The following is a 24,459-nucleotide window of genomic DNA, read 5'->3' on the forward strand; positions in this document are numbered from 1 at the left end:
GAACTGGCCAGGTGTATTGTCGGGAGTAGGCCGTTTCACGTAGTCCGGTCCTGCGACCCTTCACGTGATGCATTCAGGCCCCGACGCGATGTTCTTCGCCTCGGACACCGTGCGAGACATCTCGTACCACTCAAGGACATTGTGTATGGATTCGTCTGATCTGTTTTCGCATATTCAGGCGCCGCAGGTCCCGGTTTCGGACCCGAGCTTCGACGAGCCCGTAGAGGCTCCCGTCTTCTCCGATCAGCCGCGCAGAGAGACCCGTGCCGATTCCCGTTCGACGTGAACGGAATGGCGGGGTCGCGCCGAGCCGCCAAACCCATCCGGCTGACACTCGCCGATGAACTGGGCGGAGTCATCGACGGAGCGTGGTGGCCGCACTCGGCGTTGATCGCCGCTGAACTACCCGACCTCGTCGGAGCGCTGCACAAGCCGCTCGGCGAGATCATCGACATGCGCATCAACTGGTCGCCGTCCGACGGGCAGCTCGATCTCGAATCGATAGCCGCCGGAGTCAAGCTGCACCGGGAGAGCGACCCCTATCGCCGGCCCCGCCTGATGGCGGTCGTCGGGCGCAACGCCAGCGCGAAGCTGCTCGTCATCCCGAGCATGACCTCCCAGGCCCTCGGAGCGATCGTCGTGCGGGCTGCGGCGGGATTGCCCACCTGGGGCGGAACCGGGGATTCCAAGCTCTTCGAGACGGCCCAGGTGGTCATCGGCGTGGCGAAGGCCGAAAGCGTGAAATGGTCCGAGTCGCTGGCGCCGTGACATCAAAAGAGTTGCCCTGCCCCAATGTTCGGAGCTTGCCGACAAGCAGGGCGATTATCGTAGCTATTAGTGCTACGCTCCCATCTGGATGTCTGTTCGACATTCGGTGAATATGAAAGAAGTTGAAGAGTATGGCACAGGGAACTGTGAAGTGGTTTAACGGCGACAAGGGCTTCGGCTTCATCGCCCCCGATGGTGGAGCGGAAGATGTTTTCGTTCACTACTCGGAGATCAGTGGTAACGGATATCGGTCGCTGGAAGAGAACCAGCGCGTCGAGTTCGAGGTCGAGCAGGGCAACAAGGGCCCGCAGGCTGTCAGAGTGAGCGCGATCTAACAGACTTGAATCCGGGACGTGGGCTGGTAGGGCAACCTACCAGCCCACTTTCCGTTTGAGCACACTGCGACCGCGCAGGTGCGGGTCAGAACCGCCGGACCCCGTCTCGAGCGCCGCCGCGTCGACGACGAATATTGGTTGTACTCAACAGCTTTGGCGACGCCGAGCCGCGGGCGGCTCGGCGTCGGTGGTGAATCGGCAGCAAAGCCGTTGCGCGTCAGCGCTTCTTGCTGTCCATGATCGCGTCGGCCGCCGACGACTTGGCCGCCGACTTCGCGTTCTTGTCGGCACGCTTCTCTTTCACGGATTTGCCGGACTTTTTCGTCATTCCTTGTCGCGGAGACTTGTCAGACATCGTCGGCCCTTCATAGTGGGCCCTGGGCGGTCCCGATGCCTCGACCCTACTCCGCGGATCGGTGCCGCGGACCATTCATGCACGGGGATACGCCCTTTCTCGTCGCATCGCGACAAAGCGCTGGGTGTAACGTGGGGTGGATTGGGAACCCTGCCGGGCCGGAATGTGTCATCTGATTTCCGCTGATCTCGCCGAGCAACCGCTCACGCCGCCGCGCCGGTACCAATCCACTGTCGGGATTGTCGTGAACGCTGTGCCCACCTTTGAGTCGCTCCTAGCTCCTGCTTCGCGGCGGCCGCTTTCCGGGACCGTGCGGTTCGGCATGCTGAGTACCTTCACTCCCACCACCTGCGGCCTTGCCACCTTCAGCGCCGCGTTGTCCGCGCAGCTGAGTGCTCAGGGCTCGACCGTCGGGGTGGTGCGCATCGCCGACGGTTCGGAATCGTCGGACGCCCGCGTGGTCGGCGAGCTGGTCAACGGCTCGGCGCAGTCCGTCGCGGCCTGTGCGGCATTGCTCAATGACAACGACGTCGCCGTCATCCAGTACAGCGAGGGTCTGTACGGCGGTGCCCACGGCGACGAGCTTCTCGATGTCATCAACGCGCTGCGGGTGCCGTCGATAGCGATCGTGCACACCGTGCTGGAAAGCCCGGAGCCACATCAGCGTTGGGTGCTGGAGCGCATCGCGGCCACCGCCGGCGTGGTGGTGGTGATGACGGAGGTTGCGCGGGAGCGGTTGTGCGGCGAGTACGGCATTGACCGCCGCAAGCTCGTCGTGATCCCGCACGGCGCGGTCCTACCGACCGCTCCACGGGTCAAACGCGCCGCCAGACCCATCATCCTGACGTGCGGCCTCCTCGGGCCAGGTAAAGGAATCGAGCGCGTCATCGACGCCATGCCGTCCCTGCAGAGTGTGGCGGGTCGGCCCCGCTATCTGGTGGCCGGGCGGACGCACCCGAAGGTGCTGGCCCGCGAGGGCGAGGCGTACCGCGAAGCCCGTCAGGAGCAGGTCCGGGAGCTCGGCGTCACCGACTCGGTGGCCTTCGATGACCGTCACTACGACCGATCGGCGCTGACAGCGCTGTTGCAGTCGGCGGCCGTGATCGTTCTGCCCTATGACTCCACCGACCAGGTGACCTCCGGTCTGCTCGTCGACGCCGTCGCGAGCGGCAGGCCTGTGGTGGCCACGGCGTTCCCGCACGCCGTCGAGCTCCTGCGCAACGGCGCGGGCATCATCGTTGCGCACGACGATCCCGACGCGATGGCGTCCGCGCTGCGGCGGGTGCTCACCCAGCCCCGCTTGGCCGGGTCGATGGCCGCGGAGGCGCGGCAGTTGGCGCCGACCATGGCGTGGCCGGTGGTGGCGGAGGCCTACGTGCAGGTGGCGCTGCGCCTCCGCGCCGACCGCTAACCGTCGATCGTGTGCGGGTACTCGGCGCCGCGGTGCTGGTAGGCCAGGACGGCATCGTTGAGCACGACGCCGTCACGGATCTCGATCGCGCGCGCGATGGTCGGCGTGCGGTCCCATGCCGCAGGGCCGTCGAGGACCGTGTCCAGGTGCGGCAGTAGCGCCTCGCTGATCTCCCAGGTTGCCGAGTCCCACAGATACGACGGGCTGTGGTCGACCGCGTAGTAGAGCACGCCGTGTTCCAGCTCGATCATCGGTTCGACGAACGAGGTGGGCCGGGCCCAGGCGAAACCCATCCCCACATCGCAGGACACATCGACGATCAGGCTCCGACGCTCGAACGAGGACAGGTCGTCCTCGTCGGCGAAGACCAGGGGTGCGTTGGGGTCCTGCAGCACACAATTGACCACGATGTCTTTGCCGGCCAGGAACTCGGCGATCGGGACGCGCCCGTCCGGAAGATCAGCCCATATCTCGTCCGGGGCGTCCGGGTCGCTGCCCATCTGGGATATCTGGGTGGAGTGGATCGGTGACGCGACCGCGGCCGCATCGCGGTTGGTCAGGACGTGGACGTCGTCGACGCCATGGGCGTTGAGGGCGGTGACGGCGCCGCGCGCCGTGGCGCCGAACCCCAGGATGGCTGCGTCGAGCCGACGGCCGTAGCTGCCCGTGATGCCGGCCAGTTGCATGGCGTGCAGCACCGAGCAGTACCCGGCCAGCTCGTTGTTCTTGTGGAAGACGTGCAGGCCGAACCCGCCGTCGTCGCGCCAGTGGTTCATCGCCTCGAACGCGATGAGCGTCAGCTTCCGGTTAATCGCCACCTGGGTCAGGTCAGCGTCCTGAACACAGTGCGGCCACCCCCAGACCACCTGTCCTTCAGAGCATTCCGCGAGGTCCGCGGCCTGGACTTTGGGCAGCAGGATGACGTCGCATTCGGCGAACAACTCCTCGCGGGTGCGCAGCCCGCCGACGAGCTCCGCCAGCCCGGCATCGGTCGCCCCGAACCGGGAGCCGTATCCGTGCTCCAGGAAGAGACGGGGCCGTATGGCGGGGTCGATCTTGGCGAAGTGCGCAGGATGAATAGGTAGTCGATATTCATCGGGCTTTCGGGAGGCTGCCAGGATCCCGACCGAAAGCCGTTCCGGCTCAGTGTTTCCTGGCATCGTCGCCTCTCGCTGAGGGCCTGGATGGTCCCCGACCAGGTCAGCCTACCTCGGGCTCCGCGGCCGGGTCCGTCAGGCGACGGCGTATCGCGCCGCGTTGACGCACAGTCGCCGCCTCATTAGGCTGGACTCACGCCGACATGCTGCCGTTGCTGCCCTATCGAGCATCGGCTGGTGGTCCGCAACATCCGGGTTCGCGCAACAGCCCACATATTGACCACCAACACGGATCGGCAGGACATCACCAGTGGCAATTGCCGATATCGCCGCGTACGCGCATCTGACCGATCAGGACATCGAAGCGCTCGCGGACGAGCTCGAAACCATCCGTCGTGACATCGAAGGCTCGCTGGGCGAGCGCGACGCGGCCTACATCAGGCACACCATCCTGTTTCAGCGCACCCTCGACGTGGCCGCGCGACTGGTGCTCGCCTTCAGTCGGTCGCGGAAGGGCTGGCTGCTGGGAACCGCCGCGCTCGCGTTCGCCAAGAGCGTCGAGAACATGGAGATCGGCCACAACGTCAGCCACGGTCAATGGGATTGGATGAACGATCCCGAGATCCACTCCACGACGTGGGAGTGGGACATGGTCGCCGTCTCGTCGCAGTGGAAGTACTCCCACAACTATCGCCACCACGTCCTGACCAACATCGTGGGAGTCGACGACGATCTCGGATTCGGCGTCATGCGCCTGACGCGGGACGAGTCGTGGGAGCCGGTCCATCTTCTGCAACCCCTGCGGAATCTGTTGCTGGCCGTGATCTTCGAGTGGGGCATCGCCCTGCACGGCGTTCACGCCGACCGTGATCGGTACCTCCCGGACACCGTCCGGGTGGCCGAAGGCAACACGATCCTGAAGCGCAAGATCGCGCGGCAGATGGTGAAAGACTATGTGCTTTTTCCTGCCCTGAGCGGAAGGCGTTGGCGCAGAACGCTTGGCGCCAACCTGACCGCGAACCTGCTGCGGAATCTCTGGGCGTATGTCGTGATCTTCTGCGGGCATTTTCCGGACGGTGCAGAGAAGTTCACCGCCGATGTCCTCGACAAGGAGACGCGGGCGGAATGGTACCTCCGCCAGATCCTGGGTGCCGCGAACTTCAAGGCCGGCCCGCTCCTGGCCTTTGCCAGCGGCAATCTGTGCTACCAGATCGAACACCATCTGTTCCCGGAGTTGCCCAGCAACCGCTACGCGCAGATCGCTGTGCGGGTGCGCGAGGTGTGCGACAAGTACGACCTGCCCTACACCACCGGTTCTCTTGTGCGCCAGTATCTTCTGACGCTGCGTACCATTCACAAACTCGCGCTGCCCGACGAATTTCTCACGGCCACAGCTGACGACGCGCCGGAGACCGCATCAGAGCGCAAGTTCGCCGGGCGTGGCGGTGCGGTAGGCGGGCTTCGCACCGCGTTGCAGAAGGGTGCCCGCCGGCGTCGCCGCGGTGTGGCCGCCTAGCAGATCGTCCATTTCGCTCTTTACGTGGCGAAACAGCGTACCGTTACGGGTATCGGGCAGCTCGATTTCGGGTGACAATGCCTGACTCCCAAAGGACATCATGATGGCGGCGCCAACAACGTTTCGAACTCCCTACGAAAAGCGTGTCGAACTCGTCCAGGGAATCATCAGCAGCCACTCCAAGGTGGGTGACAAGTCCGCGGGTGAACTGGCGGTGCGGGTGCTGCACGCGTTGGACTCGATCCCCGAGAAGATCCGCTGAGCAATGGGATTCGGCCCGCGCGAACTGGATCTCGCGGGGTGAGGGGCATTCCCGGTCTGTGCGGCGGCCGGAACTACGAGTACACGAGGTTGGGCGCGCCGGACACTGCTCCGGCCCGGCCGCAGTTCGGTTAGCCGTGGCGATCATCGAGCAGTTGCTCGCCGCGGTCGACGGCCGGCGCGGAGTCGATGCCGCCGACCGGCTGTGCGAGGCGTGCGTCTCGCTGCTCGATGTCGACGCGGCAGCCATCTCGCTGGTGTTCGACGGTGCCAACACGGGCACGTTGGGATCCAGCAGCAAACTGGCCACCGAATACGACGAGCTGCAGTTCACGCTCGGCGAGGGCCCGTGTCTGGAATCGGTGGCACGACGCGCCCCCGTCCTGGTGGCTGATCTTTCCGATCCCGCCGACAGGCGCTGGCCCCTCTACGGGCCCGCGATGCTCGACATGCAGATTCGCGGCGTCCACGCGATCCCCGTCGTGGTGGCGGGCGAATACGTCGGCGCACTCGATCTGTTCAGGGCACAACCGGGCACGTTGTCCGCCGAGCAGCTCGCGGGGACGTTCGCCGCGGCTGAACTGGCCGGGGTGCCTCTGCTCGACCTGCTCGACGAAGATATGCACGCCGCAGCCAACGACCCCAGCAGTGACGCGTGGGCGGAGTTGAATGCGCTGTCCCGCACCGAGGTCAGCCAAGCGACCGGCATGCTCGTCGCTCAGCTTCAGGTAGAGCCTGCCGAAGCGCTGCTGCGGCTGCGCGCGCATGCCTATGCAACCGGCCGCGCGGCCACCGAGGTGGCCCGCGACATTCTCGAGCGCAGACTCAGGCTGGAGGCTGACTGATGAGCACACCAATATCCCTGGGAAGGGCGGTGCCGTGACCGAAGACATGCGTGAGACTGACGTCCTGGGCGCGGTGGTGTCGTTTGTCGACCGTCTGCTCGTCGATTTCGACGTGGTCGATCTGCTGACCGAGCTCACCGAGCGTTGTGCGGACCTGCTCGACGTGGCCGCAGCGGGCTTTCTGCTCGCCGACCCGTTCGGCAAGCTGAATCTCCTCGCGGCGACGTCCGAGCAGGCCCGCGAGCTGGAACTCTTCCAGTTACAGGCCGACGAGGGGCCGTGTCTGGAGTGCCACGCCTCGGGTGAACCGGTCTCGGTGGCTGATCTGGGAGCGGTGTCGGCGAGATGGCCGCGATTTGTTCCGGCCGCGCTCGACGCCGGCTTCGCGTCGGTGCATGCTGTCCCGATGCGCGCGGCCGGCGAGGTACTGGGCGCTCTCGGTCTGTTCGGCACTCGTGCCGGGGAGATCACCGACAGCGACCGCCTGGTCGCCCAGACGCTGGCTCACATCGCGTGCGTGGCGATCCTGCAGGAGAAGGCGCCGACTCCGTCGACGGTGAATCCGCGGTTGCGCTCCGCGTTGACCAATCGGGTCGTTGTGGAGCAGGCCAAGGGCTTCCTGCGAGAGGTTCTCGACGTGTCGCTGGAGGACGCGTTCACGGTGTTGCGGGCCTATTCACGCGCGAACGGCGAGCACCTGACCGATGTCGCCCGCCGCTTGATGTCCGACCGGAACTCCCGCCCGATACTGGTTGCATCGATCACCGAATTCGCCAGGGAAACAGCAGATTAAGAGCTGTTCCTGGCGCGTGCGCGGCGCACCGCCTCCTCGACGAGGCGTTCGGCGACAACGGCGAGCTTCACGTTCTGGGCTTGGCTGAACTGCTTGAGCCGGTTGAAGGCCTCCTCGGCGCTGCCGCCGGAACGGCTTCGGATGATTCCGATGGCCTGGTCGATCACCGCTCGGCTTTGCAGCGCGCGCTGCAGTGCCTCGGCCCGATGCCGGGCGCCGGCCAGCAGTTGGGCGTTGTGCACCGCAACTGCCGCGGGTGCGGCGAATCGCGAGCCGAGCTCTACGGCGTGATCGCCGAAGGCGTCGCGGGCGCGGGCGTAGGTGTTGATCGCGCCGATCACCTCGCCGTCGACGATCAGCGGCAGGGACAGCGCGGAATGTATCGCCATGCGCGCGACTCGCCCGCCGAAATGTGGCCAGCGGTCGTCGCTGCCCAGCGATCCGCTGGCCACCACCCGGCCCGTCTGCATGCTCGTGATGCAGGGTCCTTCGCGCAGCTCCTCGTACTGCACCCTGTCGATTTCTCCGACGAAATCGGCTGTGGCGGAAACGAGTTGGACTCCGGTCTCGGATTTGTGGGGTTGTAACAACGCGATGCTGACCCCGTCGACGCCGGGGATGGCGTGTGCGGCGAACTCCGCGACGCTGCCCAGCAGATCGCCGACGGTGCGCGCCCCGGTGACCAGGCCTGCCACCCCTGCCAGCCCGGAGTGCAGGTCGAACTCGTCGGCGTCGCGTTGCGCGGCCGACAGATCCGTCGGTGTAGCCCTGCCGGGCTGTGCATCGAAGTCAGCCATCAGTGATAGGAGAATACGCTCCAGTCAGCTCACCAGGGAGAGTGCGTGGGCGCGCCGCAGCTTGCCCGACGGTGTCTTCGGGATGGTGCCCGGTTCCAGCACCACCACGTTGCGCGGTCGGACGTCGACCTCGGCGAACACCTCGTGCGCGACCTGCCGCTCGACCCGGCGCACCTCGTCGTCGTCACCAAAGTCCTTGCACTCCACGGCAACTGCGAAGGTCTCCCGCGACCGGCCGGCATCCAGTCGCACTGCGACGGCGCACCCGGGCCGGACTCCGCGGACGCGGCCCGCGGCGCGCTCGATGTCGGTGGGGTAGATGTTGCGGCCCGCCATGATGATGACGTCCTTGAGTCGCCCGCACACGACGACGTCGCCGACGTCGGTCAGGTAACCGATGTCGCCGGTGTCGTACCAGCCCCGGTCGTTCTGCGCGGCAATGAATCCCGCGACCGTGGTGTAACCCCTGGTCACAGGCTCGCCGCGGACCTCGATGACGCCGACGCCGCGGGCGGGCAGCTCGCCGCCGTCCTCGTCGACGACGCGCAGTTCCAGGCCGCGCAGGGGTCGGCCCAGCGTGACGAGTCGACGGGTGTTGCCCTTGGTCGCGGGTACCGCGCGGTGCAGCACGGCCAGCAGGTCGGCGTCCACCTCGTCGACCACCATGCCGCCGCCACACTCGGAGAACGACACGGCCACGGTGGTCTCGGCCATGCCGTAGGCGGGGATGACGGCCTCGGGTTTGAGGCCGAACGGTGCACCGGCGTCGCAGAGGTCCTCGACGTCGAGCGGGTCCACCTGTTCGGCACCCGAGAGCGCCCACCGCAGCGACGACAGGTCGAACTGACCGGCGGTGGCCTGCCGGCGCAGTCTCCGGGCCAGCAGGTTATAGGCGAAGTTGGGCGCCGCGGTCATGGTGCCCTTGTACTTGTCGATCAGCCTGGGCCACAACAGGATATCGCTGAGGAAATCCATCGGGGTGACCTTGACCAGCTCGGCGCCGAAGTACATCGGCACGGTCAGATAGCCCGTCATGCCCATGTCGTGGAAGCAGGGTAGCCAGCTGACGATCACGTCGTTGTCGATGTCGAAGTCGCAGCCGACGGTCATCGCATCGGCATTGGCGACGATGTTGGCGTGGCTGATCTGCACAGCCTTGGGCGATCCGGTGGACCCGGACGTCAGCTGCATCAGCGCGATGTCGTCGTCGCAGGTCTCGACGGGGTCGATCGGGGAACACGCCAGCAGGTCCTGGATCGTCAACACGGTCATGCCGAGACCGGCGAGCACCGGTGCGGCAGCCATGAACGGATCGGAGATGACGACGGCCTTCGCGTCGATCATCGTGATGACGGCGGTGGTCTCTTCGGCCCAGCGCACCAGGTCGGTGCGGGGGGTGGGCTGGTGCACCATGGTGACGCTGGCTCCGCGCATCCACGCACCCTGGGCGGCGGGAGCGATCTCGACGGGGGCGCCTGCCAGCATCGCGACAGCATCGCCGGGCCCGACGCCCGCTGCGGCCAGTCCGCCGGCCACCCGGCGGGCCCGCTGGTGGACTTCTTCCCACGACTGCCGGATGGGCGCGGTGGGCTCGCCGGTGTTGAAGCCCTTGACGCTTCTGTGGGCGTTCTCGTACATGGTCTCGGTGAAACGGCTCATAGACAGCCCCTAAAGCATTGGCGCGCAAACGCCGGTGATCTGAGAAAACGGCCCGGCGCATGGTGGCGGGGCCGATCGGGCGAGGTGAGAGCCGCTGGAATTCGACTGCCTACGCAGTGAAACGTGGACTCCTTGGGTCCACCCCAGTTGGTCCTCGGCCCGGTCGGAGCGAGGGGCGCAGCATGTGAGACGTGTTGACTGTACGGGTCTACGTGTCAGCAACCGTCCAAGCACACCGTTGCAGGCGTGCAATCGTGACCCTCTCGACACCTTGCTCCTGCGGGTGCGATCACCGGAAAGGGCGGCTGACGTCGGTGTTCTCAGCAGGGACTGTGCGTCGCCGCCGTGACGTGGCCGTGGGCTGGAGAGTCAACCTCGGTAAACGGTAGCGCGTCCCGGCGATTTTGCGTTGGATTGCACAATCGCATTTCCCTCGCACATCCCGTTGAGACTGCGTTCATGGCGGGGCGCACGTGCAGTTCGTCGCCCTCACGGCAGTCTCAACGGGGCCTGTGGATGGATTGGGCGGCCGGCGGCCGGAAAATGCGAACCTTCGGTGGTGGAGGGGGTTTTCCTGGGAAGTGCAGCGGTGGCCTGTGGCGTGCTGACCCGGCATGAGTTGAGGACGTTCCATCGGAAGGTGTTGCCGGACGTCTATGTCGCCAACGGTAGGCAGCTGACGTTGCGGGACAGGGCGACGGCAGCGTGGCTCTGGTCCGGCCGCAACGGTGTCGTCTCAGGTGTGGCGGCCTCGGCGTTGCACGGCGCCAGGTGGGTCGACGACGACGTCGTGGTCGAGCTGAACTGGCCGAACCACAGGTCACCTGTCGGGGTCCGCACTCGCAACGACACGCTGCACGGGGACGAAGTCATGGTGGTGCGCGGACTTCCGGTGACCACGCCCGAGCGCACCGCGTTCGACCTGGCGCGTCGGGGTGCGATCGGTGACGCCGTGGCCAGACTCGACGCTCTGGTCAGGGCCACGCAGGTCAAGGCCGATGACGTCCTGGAGTTGGCGCGACGGCATCCGCACGTTCGAGGCCTGCGCCGCGTGAGCCATGTGCTCGACCTGGTGGACGCCGGTGCGCAGTCACCGCGCGAAACCTGGCTCAGGATGATGCTGGTCGCCGACGGCTACCCCAGACCACAGACGCAGATCCCGGTCTACGGCGCCGACGGGTATCCGCGCTACTACCTCGACATGGGCTGGGAGCACATTTCGGTGGCCGTCGAATACGACGGTGAGCACCATCGCGAGAATTCAGTGCAGTACCGCGGCGACATCCTTCGTATGGAGTACATCGCGTCGGCCGGTTGGCTGGTGGTCCGCGTGGTGAAGGGGCAGGACAGAAGGCAGATCCTCACGCGGGTGGAGAGGGCGGTCGCGGCCCGTGGCGGGTTTCGAGACTGCGTTCCCGGCGAGCCGTACTCGCACGTCGTCGCCGCCAGCGCAGCCTCAGCGTGATCTGGTGCGCGGTGTAGACTGGGGTCAGCTGGTACTCCCAGCAGTCCGGTTGAGATCAGTTTCTGCGCATTCTGCGCTGATCCCCCCGAGTCTTCACCCACGCCGGTCACGCCGGTGGCAATAGCCCAGTCGGGATAATCTTGAATGCTCCATCGTTAGTCAACCATCTTGCCGCTCCCTTTGGGATGCAAAGCTTTTCGTACGTGCCGAGCATCGGCATCCTCAGTACCTACGCGCCGACGGTCTGCGGCCTGGCGACGTTCAGCGCCGCCCTCGCAGGCGGTCTGTCGCAGCGTGGCGTCGACGTCAACGTCGTGCGCATCGCCGACGGCGCCTCCTCGGCCGATGGCGACGTCGTCGGCGAGCTCGTCAACGGCTCGGCGTCCTCCGTCGCGGCTACGGCCGAACTGCTCAACAAGAGCGATGTCGCGGTCATCCAGCACGAGTACGGCATCTACGGTGGCGCCGACGGCGACGAGGTCGTCGAGATCATGAAGAAGCTGACTGTGCCATCCATCGTGATCGCCCATACTGTGCTGAAAAATCCGACGCCACACCAGCGTTCGGTGCTCAACGCGGTGCTCGAACTCGCCGACCAGGTGGTCGTGATGTCGGAGTCGGCCCGGGCATGCCTGTGCGCCGGATTCACCGTGGACCGCCACAAGATCGCCACCATCCCGCACGGTGCGGCGCTGCCCACCGCCGTCGCCCTCAAGCGGGGCGGCCGGCCGATCATCCTCACCTGGGGCCTGCTGGGTCCCGGCAAGGGCGTCGAGCGGGTCATCGACGCAATGCCCGCGCTGAAGGATCTCGCGCAGCGGCCGCGCTATCTGGTCGCCGGCCGGACCCATCCCAAGGTGCTCGCCGCCCAGGGTGAGACGTACCGCGAGGGTCTGATCGCCCAGGCGGAGCGCCTCGGGGTCGCCGACGCGGTGTCTTTCGACTCCGCCTACCGCACCCCGGCCCAGCTGACCGAGCTCATGCAGTCCGCCTCGGTCGTGGTGCTGCCCTATGACTCGAAGGACCAGGTCACCTCCGGTGTGCTGGTCGACTCCGTCGCCAGCGGGCGGCCCATCGTGGCCACCGCGTTCCCGCACGCCGTCGAACTGCTCGGCAGCGGCGCCGGAACCGTGGTCGGCCATGACGACCCCGCCGCGCTCACCGCGGCTCTGCGGCGAACACTGACCGACCCGCGTGCCGCAGGCACCATGGCCTCGGAAGCGCGTGGCCTCGCCCCGGCGATGGCGTGGCCCGTCGTCGCCAACGCATACGTCGGTCTGGCTCAGCGACTCGTCGCCGCGCGTCTGGCCGTCGCATGACCACCGTTGCGGCGCAACCCATTTTCGCGCATCTGTTGCGCATGACCGATCACCGTGCCACGTTCGAGCACGCAGACCTGACCGAACCTCGTCGCGAGCACGGCTACTGCACCGACGACATGGCCAGGGTGCTCGTGGTGACCACGCGAGAGCCGGAGTCGCCGGGCGAGCTGAACGGTCTGGCCGGCAAGGCTCTGACGTTCCTCAACGACGCCCAGTCCTACGACGGCACCTGTCGTAACCGGTTGAATGCCGGCGGGCACTGGACCGACACCCCGAACACCGACGACCACTGGGGCCGGATGGTGTGGGGTCTGGGCACCGCCGCCGCCCACAGCGACGTCAGCATGGTGCGCCGGCTGGCGACCATTCAGTTCGAGCGGGCCGCGAAGGCCAGGTCGGTTCACCCCCGGGCGAGTGCCTTCGCCGCGATCGGCGCCGCCGAGCTGCTCAGCGTCACCCCCGGTCACCCCGAGGCTCGCAGACTTCTGACCGACTACGCAGCGTCTCTCGCAGCGCCAACGGACAATCCCGAATGGCCCTGGCCCGAACCACGCCTCACGTACGCCAACGCCGTGCTGGCCGAGGCGATGATCGCCACCGGTGTGGCACTGGATCAGGCGGCACTGCGCCAGCGTGGCCTCGACCTGCTGGAATGGCTGCTGCAGATCGAAACGACTGACGGTCATCTCTCGCCCACCCCCGTCGACGGCCGCGGACCGGGCGACGCGCACCCCGCGTTCGACCAGCAGCCGATCGAGGTGGCCAGCCTGGCCGATGCATGTGCGCGCGCCGCATCGGTCGACCCGCGGGCGTTGTGGCCCGAAGCCATCCTGGCTGCCGCGGCGTGGTTCGACGGTGCCAACGATCTCGGGCTCCCCATGTGGGACGCCCAGACCGGCGGCGGCTTCGACGGACTGCACGCCGACCGGGTGAACCTCAACCAGGGTGCCGAGTCCACCCTCGCCGTGATATCGACTCTGCAGCAGGCGCGCCGGTTTTCGCCTGTCCCACAATGACATCGATGCGAGCAGCGCTCGCCACCCGCAGTCCGCAGCGAGTCTCCGCGGATCCGCGCCGCGTGGTCACCCATCTTTTCGTGCCGGGCGCGGAGGGCTTCGAACTGCAAGAGTCGCGCGCCGGCGTGGTGCTGTCCCGGATCCTGGCGCTCAGCGACGATGACGTGCGAGAGACCCTGCACGACATCCTCACCCGGTTCGGCGACCGTCACCGCGATCTGACGGCCACGTTCCGCCGGCACGCCAGCGAGCTTGCCGACCGTCTCGATCCGAGCCGTGACTTCACCGAGTCGCGAATGTTGCTGCTGGGTGCCACGTTCACCAACGAATACGCCATCGAGGGTGCGGCGCTGTGCAATCCGAGTGTGGTGGCACACCCCGACCAGGCTGGTGTTGCCGAGGGCGGCCTGCGGTTCGTGATGAGCGTGCGGGGGATCGGGGAAGGACACCGGTCCACCATCGGCTTCCGCACCGGCGTCGTCGATGCCGAGGGTGGAGCGACGATCGACGAACCGGCGCCGTTCGCGTCGACCGGACGGATCGAGTCGACGCTGCTGGACGCCGCCGTCTTCCGCGCCGAACTCAGTCGGCAGGACCACGCCGGGGAAGCCGCCGACTACGTCTTCGACGCCCTCGGTGATCTCTTCACCCGATCCGACCTCGACGAACGCCTCGACAGCCTGCGCGCCCATCTGCGCACCCGCGGGCATGCCGAAGACACCATCGCCATCATCCGCGAGATCGCTGCCCGCTGCTACGCCATCGAATTCCGCCCGGAGGTCACGCTTTCCGAACGCGTGCTGTGGCCGGCGATGGAAGCCGAGCAGGCCGGCATGGAAGATGCGCGCTTCGTCCGCTTCGTCGACGACGACGGGTCGATCACCTACCTCGCCACCTACACGGCCTACAGCGGTTCGCACATCAGCCAGCAGCTGCTCACGACCACGGATTTCCAGACGTTCAGCTCCACCCCGCTGGTCGGGCCTGCGGCAGCCAACAAAGGCCTCGCGCTGTTCCCGCGCCGGATCAACGGCCGGTACGCCGCCATGTCGCGATCAGATCGCGAAACCAACACCGTGGCGTTCGCCGACCACCTCTCGGTCTGGACGACGGCCTCGCCGTGCCAGCAGCCGATCGAGGCGTGGGAGACGCTGCAGCTCGGAAATTGCGGCCCGCCAATCGAAACCGAAGAGGGCTGGCTGGTGCTGACCCACGGGGTCGGGCCGATGCGCACCTACAGCATCGGGGCGATTCTGCTCGATCTCGATGACCCGACCCGGATGATCGCTCGACTGCGGCGGCCGTTGCTGACCCCGGCGCACGACGAGCAGGACGGCTACGTCCCCAACGTCGTCTACTCCTGTGGGGCGCTGGTCCACGCGGACACCCTCGTGATTCCCTACGGAATCTGCGACAGCGCCATCGGTGTCGCCACGGTGCCGCTGCACGACCTGTTGGCCGAACTCCTCGACCAGCCCGAGCCGAGGTGAGGTCACGATGACTGCCAAGCAGAAGAAGTTGAGCGAACTCGTCGTGCACATCGGCGCGGGATTCGCCGCCAAGGAACGCCCCTACGTCCGGGAGGCGCTGGCGTCGCTGCAGGCTCACCTGGGCCGCACCGACGACAACGATGTGGGCGTGCAGGTCTCGGTCCAGGACCGGGGCCGCGGTGAACAACGTGTGACATTGCGCACGGGGCTGCCTGGACGTCCGCCGCTGATCGCCATCGCGGCCAACGTGGATCTCACCCGTGCGCTGTACGAAGCGAAGAACGAACTGGTCCGCCAGCTCGACCACCAGCGGATCGTCCGTCAACCCGTGCTCGGCCGCCGCCGCGCGGACCGGACGATGCGTCACCCGCTCGCGGGCACGTCGTACACCTGACCGCTGTGCGCGCCGTTTGCCGACGCGGGTGATGGGTAGACTGAAAGCAACCTGTCGACGCGATGCAGTTGCTCGCTCGGCCGGTTCCTACACACTTCGGTTTCAGGGTCTACGTCCATGCCCTACAGCTGGATCAACGCAAGGACCCACCATGGCCATCACCGACGTCGCCCACTACACCCACCTCAGCACGCAGGACATCGACAACCTCGGACGCGAGCTCGACACGATCCGCAGTGACATCGAGCAGTCCCTCGGAGCCAAGGACGCCGCCTACATCCGTCGGACCATCCTGTTCCAGCGCACCCTCGACGTTGCGGCCCGGCTTCTCATCGCCACCACCCGGTCGACGGCCGCCTGGACACTGGGCACCGCGGCGCTCGGCTTCGCCAAGAGCGTGGAGAACATGGAGATCGGGCACAACGTGTCCCACGGTCAATGGGATTGGATGAACGACCCGGAGATTCACTCCAGCACCTGGGAGTGGGACATGGTCGCGGTCTCGTCGCAGTGGAAATCCTCCCACAACTACCGTCACCACGTGTTCACCAACGTGCTCGGCGAGGACGACGACCTCGGCTTCGGCGTGATGCGCGTGAGTGCCGATCAGCCGTGGACCCGCGGTCATCTGCTGCAGCCGCTGCAGAATCTGTTCCTGGCGCTCACCTTCGAGTGGGGCATCGCCCTGCACGGCGTCGACCTGAAGCGTTCGAAGGCCGAAAAGCAAGCGCAGGCAAAGATATTGGTGCGCAAGATCTCCCGTCAGGGTTTCAAGGACTATGTGCTGTGGCCCGCGTTGAGCGTCACGCGCTGGCGCCGGACCCTGCAGGCCAACGCGATCGCCAACCTGATGCGCAACCTGTGGGCGTACGTGGTGATCTTCTGCGGACACTTCCCCGACGGCACGCAGACGTTCACCGCCGACGTGCTGGAGTCCGAGACCAGGGCCGAGTGGTACCTGCGCCAGATGCTGGGCACGGCGAACTTCAAGGCCGGCCGGCTGTTGGGCTTCGCCAGCGGCAACCTGTGCTACCAGATCGAGCACCACCTGTTCCCGGACCTGCCGAGCAACCGCCTCGCCGAGATCGCGGAGCGGGTGCGACCGCTGTGCGAGAAGTACGGCATCCCATACCTGTCGGGGTCGCTGGCGCATCAGTACGGATCGACGCTGCGGACCATCCACCGGTTGGCGTTGCCGAACGGATTCTTCGGGACCCGCCGCGGCGCGGACGTCGCGCGCATCCGGCCCACCCGGCGGCGGGCGTCGGCCCGACGCCTGGCGCAGGCCGCCTCCGCGGCGTGACGCCGCCCTACAGCCAGTCGTGCTCGCGCGCGTAGCGGGCCGCTTCGTGCCGGGTCCTGGTCTGCGTTTTCTGCATGGCGCTGGACAGGTAGTTGCGCACCGTGCCCTGCGCCAGATGCAGTCGCGACGCGATCTCGGCCACCGAGTAACCGTCGCCGGTCACCCGTAGGACGTCCACCTCGCGGTCGGTCAACGGGCAGTCGTCGACGATCGCCGCGGCCGAGACGTCCTGATCGATCCATCGCCGTCCACTGTGCAGCGCCGCGACGACCTCGGCGATGTGACTGGGTTCGGCGGACTTGCTGGCGAATCCCTGCACGCCGAGCTTCAGGGCGCTGCGCAGGATGCCCGGTCGGGCGTGGCGGGTCAGCATCAGGATCACCTGATCCGGCAGCGTGCGGCGGATTTCTGCGACGGCTTCCAGACCGTCCATCCGCGGCATCTCCAAGTCGATGACCAGCACGTCGGGCCGGTGGGCCAGCGTGGCCGCGACCGCCGTGGCGCCGTCATCGGCTTCGGCCACCACCGTGACGTCCCCCTCCAGGGGTAGCAGCGACGCGAGAGCCTTCCGGAGCAGGACCTCATCGTCGGCCAGCACCACCGTGGTCATCGGACGGCGTCCTGTTGCTCGGGAAATGTTGCCTGCGTGCGGAATCGACCGTCGCCGAGCGCCACGGTGAGCTCGCCGCCGCCGTCGGACACTCTGTCGGCCAGCGTGGCGAGTCCCCGCAATTCCGGCAGTTCGTGCTCCAGCACTCCGTCGTTGACGACGGTGATGCTGTTCGCGGTCAGCGCGACGCGCACCAGCCTGGCTCGCGAGTGCCGCAGTATGTTGGTGGTCGTCTCCCGCAGGACCTGGCCGAGCAGTTCGTTGGCGCACGACTCGACTTCCGGTCCCTGCTCGACCCGCACCCGGATGTCGGCTGCCTCCAGCAGATTTCGTGCGTTCTCCAGCTCCGCGGTGAGGTTGAGTTTGCGCTGACCGTAGGCGAGCGCCTTGGTGTGGGTGATCGTGTCGCCCACCAGCTCGTACACCTCGCGCAGCTCCTGCTCCGCACGTGCGGTATCGCTGTGGATCAGCTTCTGCGCCAACGCGATCTTGAGCTTGACGACGTGCAACGTGTGCCCCTGGATGTCGTGCAGGTCGCTGGCGAAACGCATCCGCTCGCGGATGACCGCCAACTCCGCCTCCCGATCGCGGGCCTCCTCCAGTTCCGCCACGACGTCGTAGAACCCTTTATTGGGGAACATCAGGCCCATCACCATGGCGGTGAAACCGGCCGGGACGATCACGTTGGCGATCAGTGCGCCCGTCCCGGTCTGTCCCGTCGCCAGGATTCCCCACGCGCCGACCGCGGCCACGTACGCGACCAACCCGAACGCGGCCACCCCGCGGAGGCGGTTGAGCTGGGAGACGGTGAGGCAGCCGACGATGGCGATCGCGTAGTACGCCCCCTGCGTCGCGCCCTCGGCGATTGTCAGCGCCCCGAACAGCCACACCGCCGCCGACACGATCAGGCACGGGACTGCCACCCTGGCGATGTCGCCGGCGGTCCACCGCTCGAACGCGATCAGCGCTGCCGCGAGGCCGAGGGCCAGGACGCAGGCCTGCTGCCAGGTCTGGGCCTGCCGGGCCACGAGGAACACCCCGACCGCGGTGAGCAGCGGCAGAAAGGTCGTGAGGTTGATGGTCCGGAACCGCCGCCGGGAACCCCGGGCGGCATCGTGGGACCGCGGCGCCGTCCAGATCGACTGGAACGCGCGGCGGGGCGTGCGGACATCCATGACTGACTTCACGTGGTTGGGGTGGGGGTCGCCCACCAGTATCCGGACTCGTCAGTCCGTCCGCCAGTGACGCTGCGTCATACGCAACGCTGTAGAACGTCATCCCAGCGGGTGACGTACGCGCACTGGGCGGGAGCCACCCGCCGCGGTGTGATGAAGGCATGTCCTCAAGTCCGGTGATCGACGTCGACAGCCTCACCGTCGCCTACGGTGACTTCCCTGCGGTGAAAGACCTTTCGTTCCAGGTCGAGCGTGGTGAGCTGTACGCGCTCCTCGGGACCAACGGCGCAGGCAAGACCTCCACCCTCGAAGTCATCGAAGGACACCGCACGGCGTCCTCGGGCACGGTGCGGGTATTCGGGGCGAGCCCGACGGACCGGGCCGCGGTGCGTCCGCGGATGGGAATCATGCTGCAGGAGAGCGGGTTCGCGTCCGATCTCACCGTCGCGGAGACGATTCGGTTGATCGGTCGACTCACCACGCGCGCGGACACGGTCGACCGGGTGCTCGGAGTCGTCGACCTCGCGCGCAAGGCCGATACCGCGGTGTCCCAGCTCTCCGGTGGGGAGAAGCGGCGCCTCGACTTCGCCACCGCGGTCTATGGTCACCCGGCGCTCGTGGTTCTGGACGAACCCACCACGGGTTTGGACATCCAGTCCCGCGACGCGCTCTGGGGCGCGGTGCAGCACCTGCGCGACGCCGGATCCACCATCGTGCTGACCACCCACTACTTGGAAGAGGCGCAGCAGTACGCCGACCGGATCGGGCTGATGCACCGGGGCAGCTTCGTGCACGAGGGGACGGTGGCCGAACTGACCCGGACCCTGCCGGCCACCATCGAGTTCTCCCTGCCGCCGGACTCCCCACCGCCGCCGGTGCAGTCCGCTCCGGTCCCCGGCGGGAGCTACCTGGTGGAGACGTTCGAGCTGCAAGCCGATCTGAAACGACTGCTCGACTGGGCCGACACCCACGCGGTGGAACTGCGCGGGCTCTCTGCCGCACCGACCCGGCTCGACGACGTGTTCCGTGCCATCAATCCCGTCCCCACTCCCTCCTGACATCGCGAGGTCCTGCCATGCTTCCCATCGCGCGCAGTGAACTGATCCAGCTCCTGCGGAACAGATCCGTGCTCGTCACCAGCCTCATCATGCCGATGGCGGCCAGTGCGTTCTTCATCAATTTCCGCGACGTGTTCGCGCAGATCGGCAGTCTCGGCTACATCGCTGCCCTTGTCGTCTTCACGATCGCCGCCTTCAGCCTCTACGCCACCACAGTGACCACAGTGGCCGCGCGTCGGCAGACGCTGTTCCTCAAGCGGCTGCGTTCCACGGCGGCCGGCGACACGGCGATTCTCGCCGGCCTGCTGCTTCCCGTCACCACGATCGCCCTGGTTCAGGTCGCCCTGATTCTCGGGGTGTTCTCTGCCATCAGCGCCGGACCGGCCGACGTCGTGCTGCTCGCGGTGGCCGTGGTGGCGACGCTCGCGATGATGCTGGCGCTGGGGGCGGCGACGGCAGGCATCACGCGGTCGCCCGAGCATGCTCAGGTCACCAGCCTCCCGCTGAGCCTGGGCGTCGTGGCGGTCGCGAGCTGGATAGGAATCAGCGGAACCGAGCACCTCCAGATGGTGAAGCGGTTGCTGCCGGGCGGGTCGGCCACCGAACTGGTGGTCAACGCCTGGAACGGTGGGGTCGCCACCGTCGATTCACTGCTGCTGCTCGGCCCGACCGTCGCGTGGATACTCGCGGCAATCATGCTGGCGGCCAGAATGTTCCGGTGGGAGCCGCGGCGGTGACCGGCCGGCGTTGGCAGTGGGTCGTCTCCGCGATTCTCGCCGTGACAGCCCTTGGTTTCGCCGTCGTGACAGCCGCTGTGCAGTTCGGTCTGCCGTGGTGGATGCAGGCCGGTGACCGCAACCACACCTACTACGGAGCCGACGGCAGTCAGCGATACCAGGTGCACGTCCCGCCGCAGTTCGACGGCCGGACGCCGCTGCCGGTCATCATGGCGCTACACGGATGCGGGATGACCGGATTCGGTTGGAATTCCATGAAATACACCACGCAGTTCAACAGCCTGGCCGACCGGAAGGGCTTCATCGTCGTCTATCCGACGCAGCGCCTGTTCCGCAACGCCGTCAACTGCTGGAACTCCGGGGACCCGCAGGAACAACAGAGACACCGCGGAGAACCGGCTCTGCTGGCCGGGGTGGCCGGGCAGGTGGTGGACAAGTACCACGCCGACCCTGCCCGGGTGCACGTGGTCGGCGCCTCGTCCGGAGCAGGCACCGCCGTCATACTCGGTGCGACCTACCCCGATGTGTTCGCCACCGTCACATCGGTCGCCGGTGGCGAATACGGCCTGAACCAGGTGGATCCCGACGATCCCGGCGCCACCCCGCCGGTGTACACGGCGCGTCAGGCGTGGGCGCAGATGGGTGACCGCGCGCGCCGGGTCCCGCTGCTCGTCATTCAGGGCGCCGATGACGAGGTGGTTCCACCGCTGGTCGCGAGTCGCCTTGTCGAGCACTGGTCCGCGGTGCACGATCTGGTCGACGACGGCGAGCTCAACAACAGCCTCGAGGTGACAGAAGAGACCGAGACGGTGCCGGCCGTTCCGGGACGGCACGGCTACACGTATACGAGTCGCGCTACACCCGAGGGCATTCCGGTCATCGCGTCGTATCTCGTCGAGGGCATGGGCCACGCGTATCCCGGTCCTGCCGGCGCCGGCTTGTTCACCGACCGCGCCGGTCCTGATGCCAGCGCGGCCGCGTGGAACTTCGCCGAGCAGCACCGGCTGCCGTGACCAGCAACCCGACGAACAGGACTGTAATGCCCCCGTCCAGGACATCCGCCGCGAAAGTCACTGTCGCGCTGCTACTCACCGCGCTGCTTGCGGGTGTGACGGCCTGCCGCGGTCCCGCGGCCGAGCCGGCCGCGTCCGGTCTTGAGACGTTCTACGGTCAGAAGATCGCGTGGGAGTCGTGTGCGCGCTATGCCGCCACGTCCATCGAGACGGCCGTCTTCGCGCAGACACCGACCGCCGAATGCGGACGGCTGGATGTGCCGCTGGATTATGAACAGCCGCAGGGCAAGACGATCCGTCTCGCGGTGCTGCGGGTCCCCGCCCGGGGCGAATCCCTCGGCTCGCTGATCATGAACCCGGGCGGGCCGGGCGGCTCCGGGTTGTTCGGCGGATCGGCGACTGCCGGGGCGCTGGCGGACAGCCGGATCGCCGAGCGCTTCGACGTCGTCGGTTTCGACCCGCGCGGTGTGGGAGCCACCGAACCGGCCGTCGACTGCTACTCCGACGAGGAGGCGGACCGGGGCGTCCTACTCAGCACCCAGGGCACGACAGTTCAATGGACAGAACAGGATACGAAGCAGGTGTGGGAGCGGTGCGCCGCACTCTCGGGCGGCGCCGACGTGCTGGCCGGCGTCGGTACCCGCGACACGGCCCGCGACATGGATGTGCTGAGGGCCGTCCTGGGCGATGAGAAGCTCACCTTCCTCGGGCAGAGCTACGGGACCCGCCTGGGCGCCGTCTACGCCGAGCAGTTTCCGCAGAACGTCCGGGCGATGGTGCTCGACGGCGCCGTGGACCCCCATCAGGGCACCATGGAGCGTCGCGCCGGCGCCTTCGGCGGATTCCAGCGATCCTTCGACAAGATGGCCGAATTCTGTGCCGCACAGGGTGACTGCCCACTGGGTGACGACCCGGCCCGCGCCACCGAGGTGTTCCAGCAGATCGTGCGACCGCTGTACCACCGCCCGGTCCCGGCGCTCGGCGTGCAGCTCGACTTCGACGACGCCGTCGGCGGAGTCATCTCGGGGCTGTACCACCAGGCCGCCTGGCCCCGCATCATCACCGGGATCGCCCAGGTCCGGCAGGGCCGCGGTGACGAGCTGGTGCAGCTGGGCTACGACTTCTCGCTGCGCGACCGGGAGGGCCGCTGGACCAACTTCGTCGAGGCGGTCTACGCGATCAACTGCATGGACGAGGAACGGCTCAGCGAAGCCGACGGAAACGCGCTGCGCGCCGCCGTCTACGAGGCCGCGCCGTTCATGGACCCCGGCGTCCCGCTCACCGGCGCCCGCGACGGATGTGAGCACTGGCCCGCCGAACCGACGCTCGGCTTCCCGTACGCCACCGACATCGAGGGCCTGCCGCCCACCCTGGTCGTCTCGATCACCGGTGACCCCACCACCCCGCATGCCGGCGGCATCGCGCTGGCCGAGACCCTCGGCAGCGCGCTGCTGACCGTCGAGGGCGAGGGGCACACGGTCGTCACGGCCGGCACCAATCAGTGCGTCGACGCCATCGCCGCCGACTACCTGATCGACCTCGCCCTGCCGCCGGAGGGCGCGACCTGCGCGCTCTGATCTGGCTGTGGGTTTGATCACACCGCCATAAGGGAACGCCGGGCGGATGGAACGGCTGAGTGGCCTCGACGCGGGTCTTCTGTACAGCGAGTCCACCACGGTGCCGATCCAGGTCTGCTCGGTCACCGAGTTGGACACCTCGACTGTGCCCGGTGGCTACTCCTTCGACCGCTTCCGCGCCGACCTGGGGGCCCGGATACCGGCGATCCCGGAGTTCCGCACCAAGCTCGCCGACAACGATCTGAACCTGGCCCACCCGGTATGGGTGGAGGACAAGAATTTCGACCTGTCCTCTCACGTGAAGCGGATCGGCCTCCCGGCGCCGGGCGGACGCGAGGAGCTGGCCGAGGTGTGCGGGCAGATCGCGTCGATCCCGCTGGAACGCAGCAAGCCGCTGTGGGAGATGTGGGTGATCGAGGGCGTCGGCGTAACCACCGCGGACGACAGCACCCGCCTGGCGGTGATGCTGAAGGTGCACCACGCCGTCGTCGACGGCGTATCGGCGGCCAACCTGCTGGGTCAGCTGCTGGATCGGGAGCCTGACGCGGCCCTTCCCGAGCCGGTGGACGGTCCCGGTGACGCGCCGGCGTGGGCGATCGCCGCGGACGGGTTGTGGCGGTTCGTCACCCTGCCGTGGCAGCTGACCAGGTCGATTCCGGTGGCCACGGCCCTGGTCGCGAAAACGGTGGGTCGCGCCGCGAACGGTACCGCGATGGCCGCACCCTTCACGGCGCCGCCGACGCCCTTCAACGCGCAGTTGACGGCGCAGCGCAACGTCGCGTTCGCCTCCTTGAACCTGCCGGACGTCAAGAAGGTGAAGAACCATTTCGACGTCAAGGTCAACGACGTGGTGATGGCGTTGTGCGCGGGTGCCCTGCGCGGCTTCCTCGACGAGCGGGGCGAGCTGCCGGACAAGCCGCTGATCGCGGCGGTGCCGTCGTCGGTGCGCGGCCTGTCCGACCGGCCCGGCCGCAACCAGTTGTCGGGCATGTTCTGCAACCTGCACACCGACATCGAGGACGCACAGGACCGGCTGCACGCCATCGCGGCCTCCAACGTGCGCGCCAAGGACCACAGCGCGTCTCTCGGCCCCACCCTGCTGGTGGACCTGGCGCAGAGCATCTCCCGCGGCGCGTTCGGGTGGCTGCTGGGGGTGCTGTCGCGCACCCCGCTGACCGACACGGCCATCCACAACGTCGTGATCTCCAACGTGCCGGGCCCGCAGGAGACGCTGTACAGCAACGGTGCGGAGGTCATCGCGCTGTATCCGCTGGGTCCGATCCTGCACGGCTCGGGGCTGAACATCACGGTGATGTCGTTGGGTGACAAGCTGAACGTCGGCATCATCTCGTGCCCGCAGCTGGTGAACGACCTGTGGGATCTCGCCGACCGGTTCACCGTCGAGCTGGAGGACCTGCTCCGCCGCTGTTGAGGGCGTGCACCGTTAGGAGTCCGGTGGAAG

General features: G+C 67.3%; 24 protein-coding genes. 18 read left to right on the forward strand and 6 right to left on the reverse strand.

The window, feature by feature from the left end:
* The first annotated feature begins 291 nt into the window (after positions 1-291).
* Together EL337_RS04115 and EL337_RS04120 are read left to right on the forward strand one after the other, a co-directional pair.
* Positions 292-768 carry a DUF5994 family protein gene (locus EL337_RS04115; RefSeq protein WP_275992149.1) on the forward strand — a complete coding sequence of 159 codons (477 nt, stop codon included), beginning with the start codon at positions 292-294 and terminating at the stop codon, positions 766-768.
* Between the two features lie 131 nt (positions 769-899).
* Complete coding sequence (locus EL337_RS04120) at positions 900-1,103, forward strand: cold-shock protein (RefSeq protein ID WP_048632183.1); 204 nt, start codon at positions 900-902, stop codon at positions 1,101-1,103.
* Between the two features lie 217 nt (positions 1,104-1,320).
* On the opposite strand, the gene EL337_RS28675 is transcribed toward EL337_RS04120, so the two are convergent.
* Positions 1,321-1,458, reverse strand: a complete 138-nt coding sequence (locus tag EL337_RS28675; protein ID WP_170216906.1) for a hypothetical protein — start codon at positions 1,456-1,458, stop codon at positions 1,321-1,323.
* A 322-nt stretch (positions 1,459-1,780) separates the two neighbouring features.
* Between EL337_RS28675 and EL337_RS04125 the strand changes: the two genes are divergently transcribed.
* A complete protein-coding gene (locus tag EL337_RS04125; protein WP_232786784.1) occupies positions 1,781-2,869 on the forward strand; it encodes a glycosyltransferase in 1,089 nt (362 codons plus the stop codon).
* Here the strand turns inward: EL337_RS04125 and EL337_RS04130 are convergent.
* Complete coding sequence (locus EL337_RS04130) at positions 2,866-4,029, reverse strand: N(5)-(carboxyethyl)ornithine synthase (protein ID WP_048632181.1); 1,164 nt, start codon at positions 4,027-4,029, stop codon at positions 2,866-2,868. The two genes, EL337_RS04125 and EL337_RS04130, sit on opposite strands and share 4 nt — an antisense overlap.
* 247 nt (positions 4,030-4,276) lie before the next feature.
* Here EL337_RS04130 and EL337_RS04135 point away from each other — a divergent pair, with 247 nt between their 5' ends.
* From EL337_RS04135 to EL337_RS04145, 4 genes are all read left to right on the forward strand, one after another.
* Positions 4,277-5,482 carry a fatty acid desaturase family protein gene (locus EL337_RS04135; protein WP_048632180.1) on the forward strand — a complete coding sequence of 402 codons (1,206 nt, stop codon included), beginning with the start codon at positions 4,277-4,279 and terminating at the stop codon, positions 5,480-5,482.
* 103 nt (positions 5,483-5,585) lie between these two features.
* Positions 5,586-5,744, forward strand: coding sequence for a DUF6307 family protein (locus EL337_RS28680; protein WP_170216907.1), 159 nt, complete (start codon positions 5,586-5,588; stop codon positions 5,742-5,744).
* A gap of 136 nt (positions 5,745-5,880) precedes the next feature.
* Entirely contained in the window at positions 5,881-6,588 is a 708-nt protein-coding gene (locus tag EL337_RS04140; RefSeq protein ID WP_048632179.1) for a GAF and ANTAR domain-containing protein, read from the forward strand.
* Positions 6,589-6,622: 34 nt separating this feature from the next.
* The gene (locus tag EL337_RS04145) at positions 6,623-7,381 is read left to right on the forward strand and encodes a GAF and ANTAR domain-containing protein (protein ID WP_048632178.1); all 759 of its coding nucleotides are present in this window, start codon (positions 6,623-6,625) and stop codon (positions 7,379-7,381) included.
* Here EL337_RS04145 and EL337_RS04150 read toward each other — a convergent pair.
* Positions 7,378-8,178: a GAF and ANTAR domain-containing protein gene (locus tag EL337_RS04150; protein ID WP_048632177.1), complete on the reverse strand. Its 801-nt coding sequence runs from the start codon at positions 8,176-8,178 to the stop codon at positions 7,378-7,380. The genes EL337_RS04145 and EL337_RS04150 overlap by 4 nt on opposite strands.
* 24 nt (positions 8,179-8,202) lie before the next feature.
* Positions 8,203-9,837, reverse strand: coding sequence for a fatty acyl-AMP ligase (locus EL337_RS04155; protein ID WP_048632176.1), 1,635 nt, complete (start codon positions 9,835-9,837; stop codon positions 8,203-8,205).
* Positions 9,838-10,396: 559 nt separating this feature from the next.
* On the opposite strand from EL337_RS04155, the gene EL337_RS04160 reads away from it, so the two are divergent.
* The 6 genes from EL337_RS04160 to EL337_RS04185 all read left to right on the forward strand — a co-directional run bounded on the left by EL337_RS04160 (position 10,397) and on the right by EL337_RS04185 (position 16,827).
* On the forward strand, positions 10,397-11,302 hold the full coding sequence (locus EL337_RS04160; protein ID WP_170216908.1) for a type IV toxin-antitoxin system AbiEi family antitoxin: 906 nt from the start codon (positions 10,397-10,399) through the stop codon (positions 11,300-11,302).
* A gap of 185 nt (positions 11,303-11,487) precedes the next feature.
* On the forward strand, positions 11,488-12,621 hold the full coding sequence (locus tag EL337_RS04165) for a glycosyltransferase (protein ID WP_048632175.1): 1,134 nt from the start codon (positions 11,488-11,490) through the stop codon (positions 12,619-12,621).
* The gene (locus EL337_RS04170) at positions 12,618-13,640 is read left to right on the forward strand and encodes a hypothetical protein (RefSeq protein ID WP_048632174.1); all 1,023 of its coding nucleotides are present in this window, start codon (positions 12,618-12,620) and stop codon (positions 13,638-13,640) included. The genes EL337_RS04165 and EL337_RS04170 overlap by 4 nt, the downstream gene beginning before the upstream one ends.
* The gene (locus EL337_RS04175; RefSeq protein WP_048632173.1) at positions 13,637-15,130 is read left to right on the forward strand and encodes a glycoside hydrolase family 130 protein; all 1,494 of its coding nucleotides are present in this window, start codon (positions 13,637-13,639) and stop codon (positions 15,128-15,130) included. Before EL337_RS04170 ends, EL337_RS04175 begins: the two co-directional genes overlap by 4 nt.
* A gap of 7 nt (positions 15,131-15,137) precedes the next feature.
* Positions 15,138-15,524 carry a hypothetical protein gene (locus EL337_RS04180; RefSeq protein WP_232786783.1) on the forward strand — a complete coding sequence of 129 codons (387 nt, stop codon included), beginning with the start codon at positions 15,138-15,140 and terminating at the stop codon, positions 15,522-15,524.
* A 151-nt stretch (positions 15,525-15,675) separates the two neighbouring features.
* On the forward strand, positions 15,676-16,827 hold the full coding sequence (locus EL337_RS04185; protein ID WP_083443056.1) for a fatty acid desaturase family protein: 1,152 nt from the start codon (positions 15,676-15,678) through the stop codon (positions 16,825-16,827).
* A gap of 7 nt (positions 16,828-16,834) precedes the next feature.
* Here the strand turns inward: EL337_RS04185 and EL337_RS04190 are convergent, their stop codons facing one another.
* Both EL337_RS04190 and EL337_RS04195 read right to left on the reverse strand, forming a co-directional pair.
* A complete protein-coding gene (locus tag EL337_RS04190; RefSeq protein WP_048632172.1) occupies positions 16,835-17,437 on the reverse strand; it encodes a response regulator transcription factor in 603 nt (200 codons plus the stop codon).
* A complete protein-coding gene (locus tag EL337_RS04195) occupies positions 17,434-18,612 on the reverse strand; it encodes a sensor histidine kinase (protein WP_048632388.1) in 1,179 nt (392 codons plus the stop codon). The genes EL337_RS04190 and EL337_RS04195 overlap by 4 nt, the downstream gene beginning before the upstream one ends.
* Before the next feature lie 161 nt (positions 18,613-18,773).
* On the opposite strand from EL337_RS04195, the gene EL337_RS04200 reads away from it, so the two are divergent.
* From EL337_RS04200 to EL337_RS04220, 5 genes are read left to right on the forward strand one after another with little or no spacing between them, the layout of a single operon-like run.
* Positions 18,774-19,670 carry an ABC transporter ATP-binding protein gene (locus EL337_RS04200; protein ID WP_048632171.1) on the forward strand — a complete coding sequence of 299 codons (897 nt, stop codon included), beginning with the start codon at positions 18,774-18,776 and terminating at the stop codon, positions 19,668-19,670.
* A 17-nt stretch (positions 19,671-19,687) separates the two neighbouring features.
* Positions 19,688-20,407: an ABC transporter permease gene (locus tag EL337_RS04205; protein ID WP_048632170.1), complete on the forward strand. Its 720-nt coding sequence runs from the start codon at positions 19,688-19,690 to the stop codon at positions 20,405-20,407.
* Positions 20,389-21,420, forward strand: a complete 1,032-nt coding sequence (locus tag EL337_RS04210; protein ID WP_048632169.1) for an extracellular catalytic domain type 1 short-chain-length polyhydroxyalkanoate depolymerase — start codon at positions 20,389-20,391, stop codon at positions 21,418-21,420. The genes EL337_RS04205 and EL337_RS04210 overlap by 19 nt, the downstream gene beginning before the upstream one ends.
* A gap of 26 nt (positions 21,421-21,446) precedes the next feature.
* Positions 21,447-22,997, forward strand: a complete 1,551-nt coding sequence (locus EL337_RS04215; RefSeq protein WP_048632168.1) for an alpha/beta hydrolase — start codon at positions 21,447-21,449, stop codon at positions 22,995-22,997.
* 46 nt (positions 22,998-23,043) lie between these two features.
* The gene (locus tag EL337_RS04220) at positions 23,044-24,429 is read left to right on the forward strand and encodes a WS/DGAT/MGAT family O-acyltransferase (RefSeq protein ID WP_048632167.1); all 1,386 of its coding nucleotides are present in this window, start codon (positions 23,044-23,046) and stop codon (positions 24,427-24,429) included.
* Positions 24,430-24,459 lie beyond the last annotated feature (30 nt).

The sequence above is a fragment of the Mycolicibacterium aurum genome, from assembly GCF_900637195.1.
GTDB classification, from domain to species: domain Bacteria; phylum Actinomycetota; class Actinomycetes; order Mycobacteriales; family Mycobacteriaceae; genus Mycobacterium; species Mycobacterium aurum.

Bases quoted from the DNA above. Each gene is read 5' to 3' on its own strand.
- EL337_RS28680 (WP_170216907.1), top strand. From the start codon at position 5,586: ATGGCGGCGCCAACAACGTTTCGAACTCCCTACGAAAAGCGTGTCGAA.
- EL337_RS28675 (WP_170216906.1), bottom strand. From the start codon at position 1,458: ATGTCTGACAAGTCTCCGCGACAAGGAATGACGAAAAAGTCCGGCAAA.
- EL337_RS04115 (WP_275992149.1), top strand. From the start codon at position 292: ATGGCGGGGTCGCGCCGAGCCGCCAAACCCATCCGGCTGACACTCGCC.
- EL337_RS04150 (WP_048632177.1), bottom strand. From the start codon at position 8,178: ATGGCTGACTTCGATGCACAGCCCGGCAGGGCTACACCGACGGATCTG.
- EL337_RS04180 (WP_232786783.1), top strand. From the start codon at position 15,138: ATGACTGCCAAGCAGAAGAAGTTGAGCGAACTCGTCGTGCACATCGGC.
- EL337_RS04120 (WP_048632183.1), top strand. From the start codon at position 900: ATGGCACAGGGAACTGTGAAGTGGTTTAACGGCGACAAGGGCTTCGGC.
- EL337_RS04185 (WP_083443056.1), top strand. From the start codon at position 15,676: ATGGCCATCACCGACGTCGCCCACTACACCCACCTCAGCACGCAGGAC.
- EL337_RS04175 (WP_048632173.1), top strand. From the start codon at position 13,637: ATGACATCGATGCGAGCAGCGCTCGCCACCCGCAGTCCGCAGCGAGTC.
- EL337_RS04205 (WP_048632170.1), top strand. From the start codon at position 19,688: ATGCTTCCCATCGCGCGCAGTGAACTGATCCAGCTCCTGCGGAACAGA.
- EL337_RS04165 (WP_048632175.1), top strand. From the start codon at position 11,488: ATGCAAAGCTTTTCGTACGTGCCGAGCATCGGCATCCTCAGTACCTAC.
- EL337_RS04155 (WP_048632176.1), bottom strand. From the start codon at position 9,837: ATGAGCCGTTTCACCGAGACCATGTACGAGAACGCCCACAGAAGCGTC.
- EL337_RS04200 (WP_048632171.1), top strand. From the start codon at position 18,774: ATGTCCTCAAGTCCGGTGATCGACGTCGACAGCCTCACCGTCGCCTAC.
- EL337_RS04130 (WP_048632181.1), bottom strand. From the start codon at position 4,029: ATGCCAGGAAACACTGAGCCGGAACGGCTTTCGGTCGGGATCCTGGCA.
- EL337_RS04170 (WP_048632174.1), top strand. From the start codon at position 12,618: ATGACCACCGTTGCGGCGCAACCCATTTTCGCGCATCTGTTGCGCATG.
- EL337_RS04190 (WP_048632172.1), bottom strand. From the start codon at position 17,437: ATGACCACGGTGGTGCTGGCCGACGATGAGGTCCTGCTCCGGAAGGCT.
- EL337_RS04220 (WP_048632167.1), top strand. From the start codon at position 23,044: ATGGAACGGCTGAGTGGCCTCGACGCGGGTCTTCTGTACAGCGAGTCC.
- EL337_RS04195 (WP_048632388.1), bottom strand. From the start codon at position 18,612: ATGGATGTCCGCACGCCCCGCCGCGCGTTCCAGTCGATCTGGACGGCG.
- EL337_RS04125 (WP_232786784.1), top strand. From the start codon at position 1,781: ATGCTGAGTACCTTCACTCCCACCACCTGCGGCCTTGCCACCTTCAGC.
- EL337_RS04215 (WP_048632168.1), top strand. From the start codon at position 21,447: ATGCCCCCGTCCAGGACATCCGCCGCGAAAGTCACTGTCGCGCTGCTA.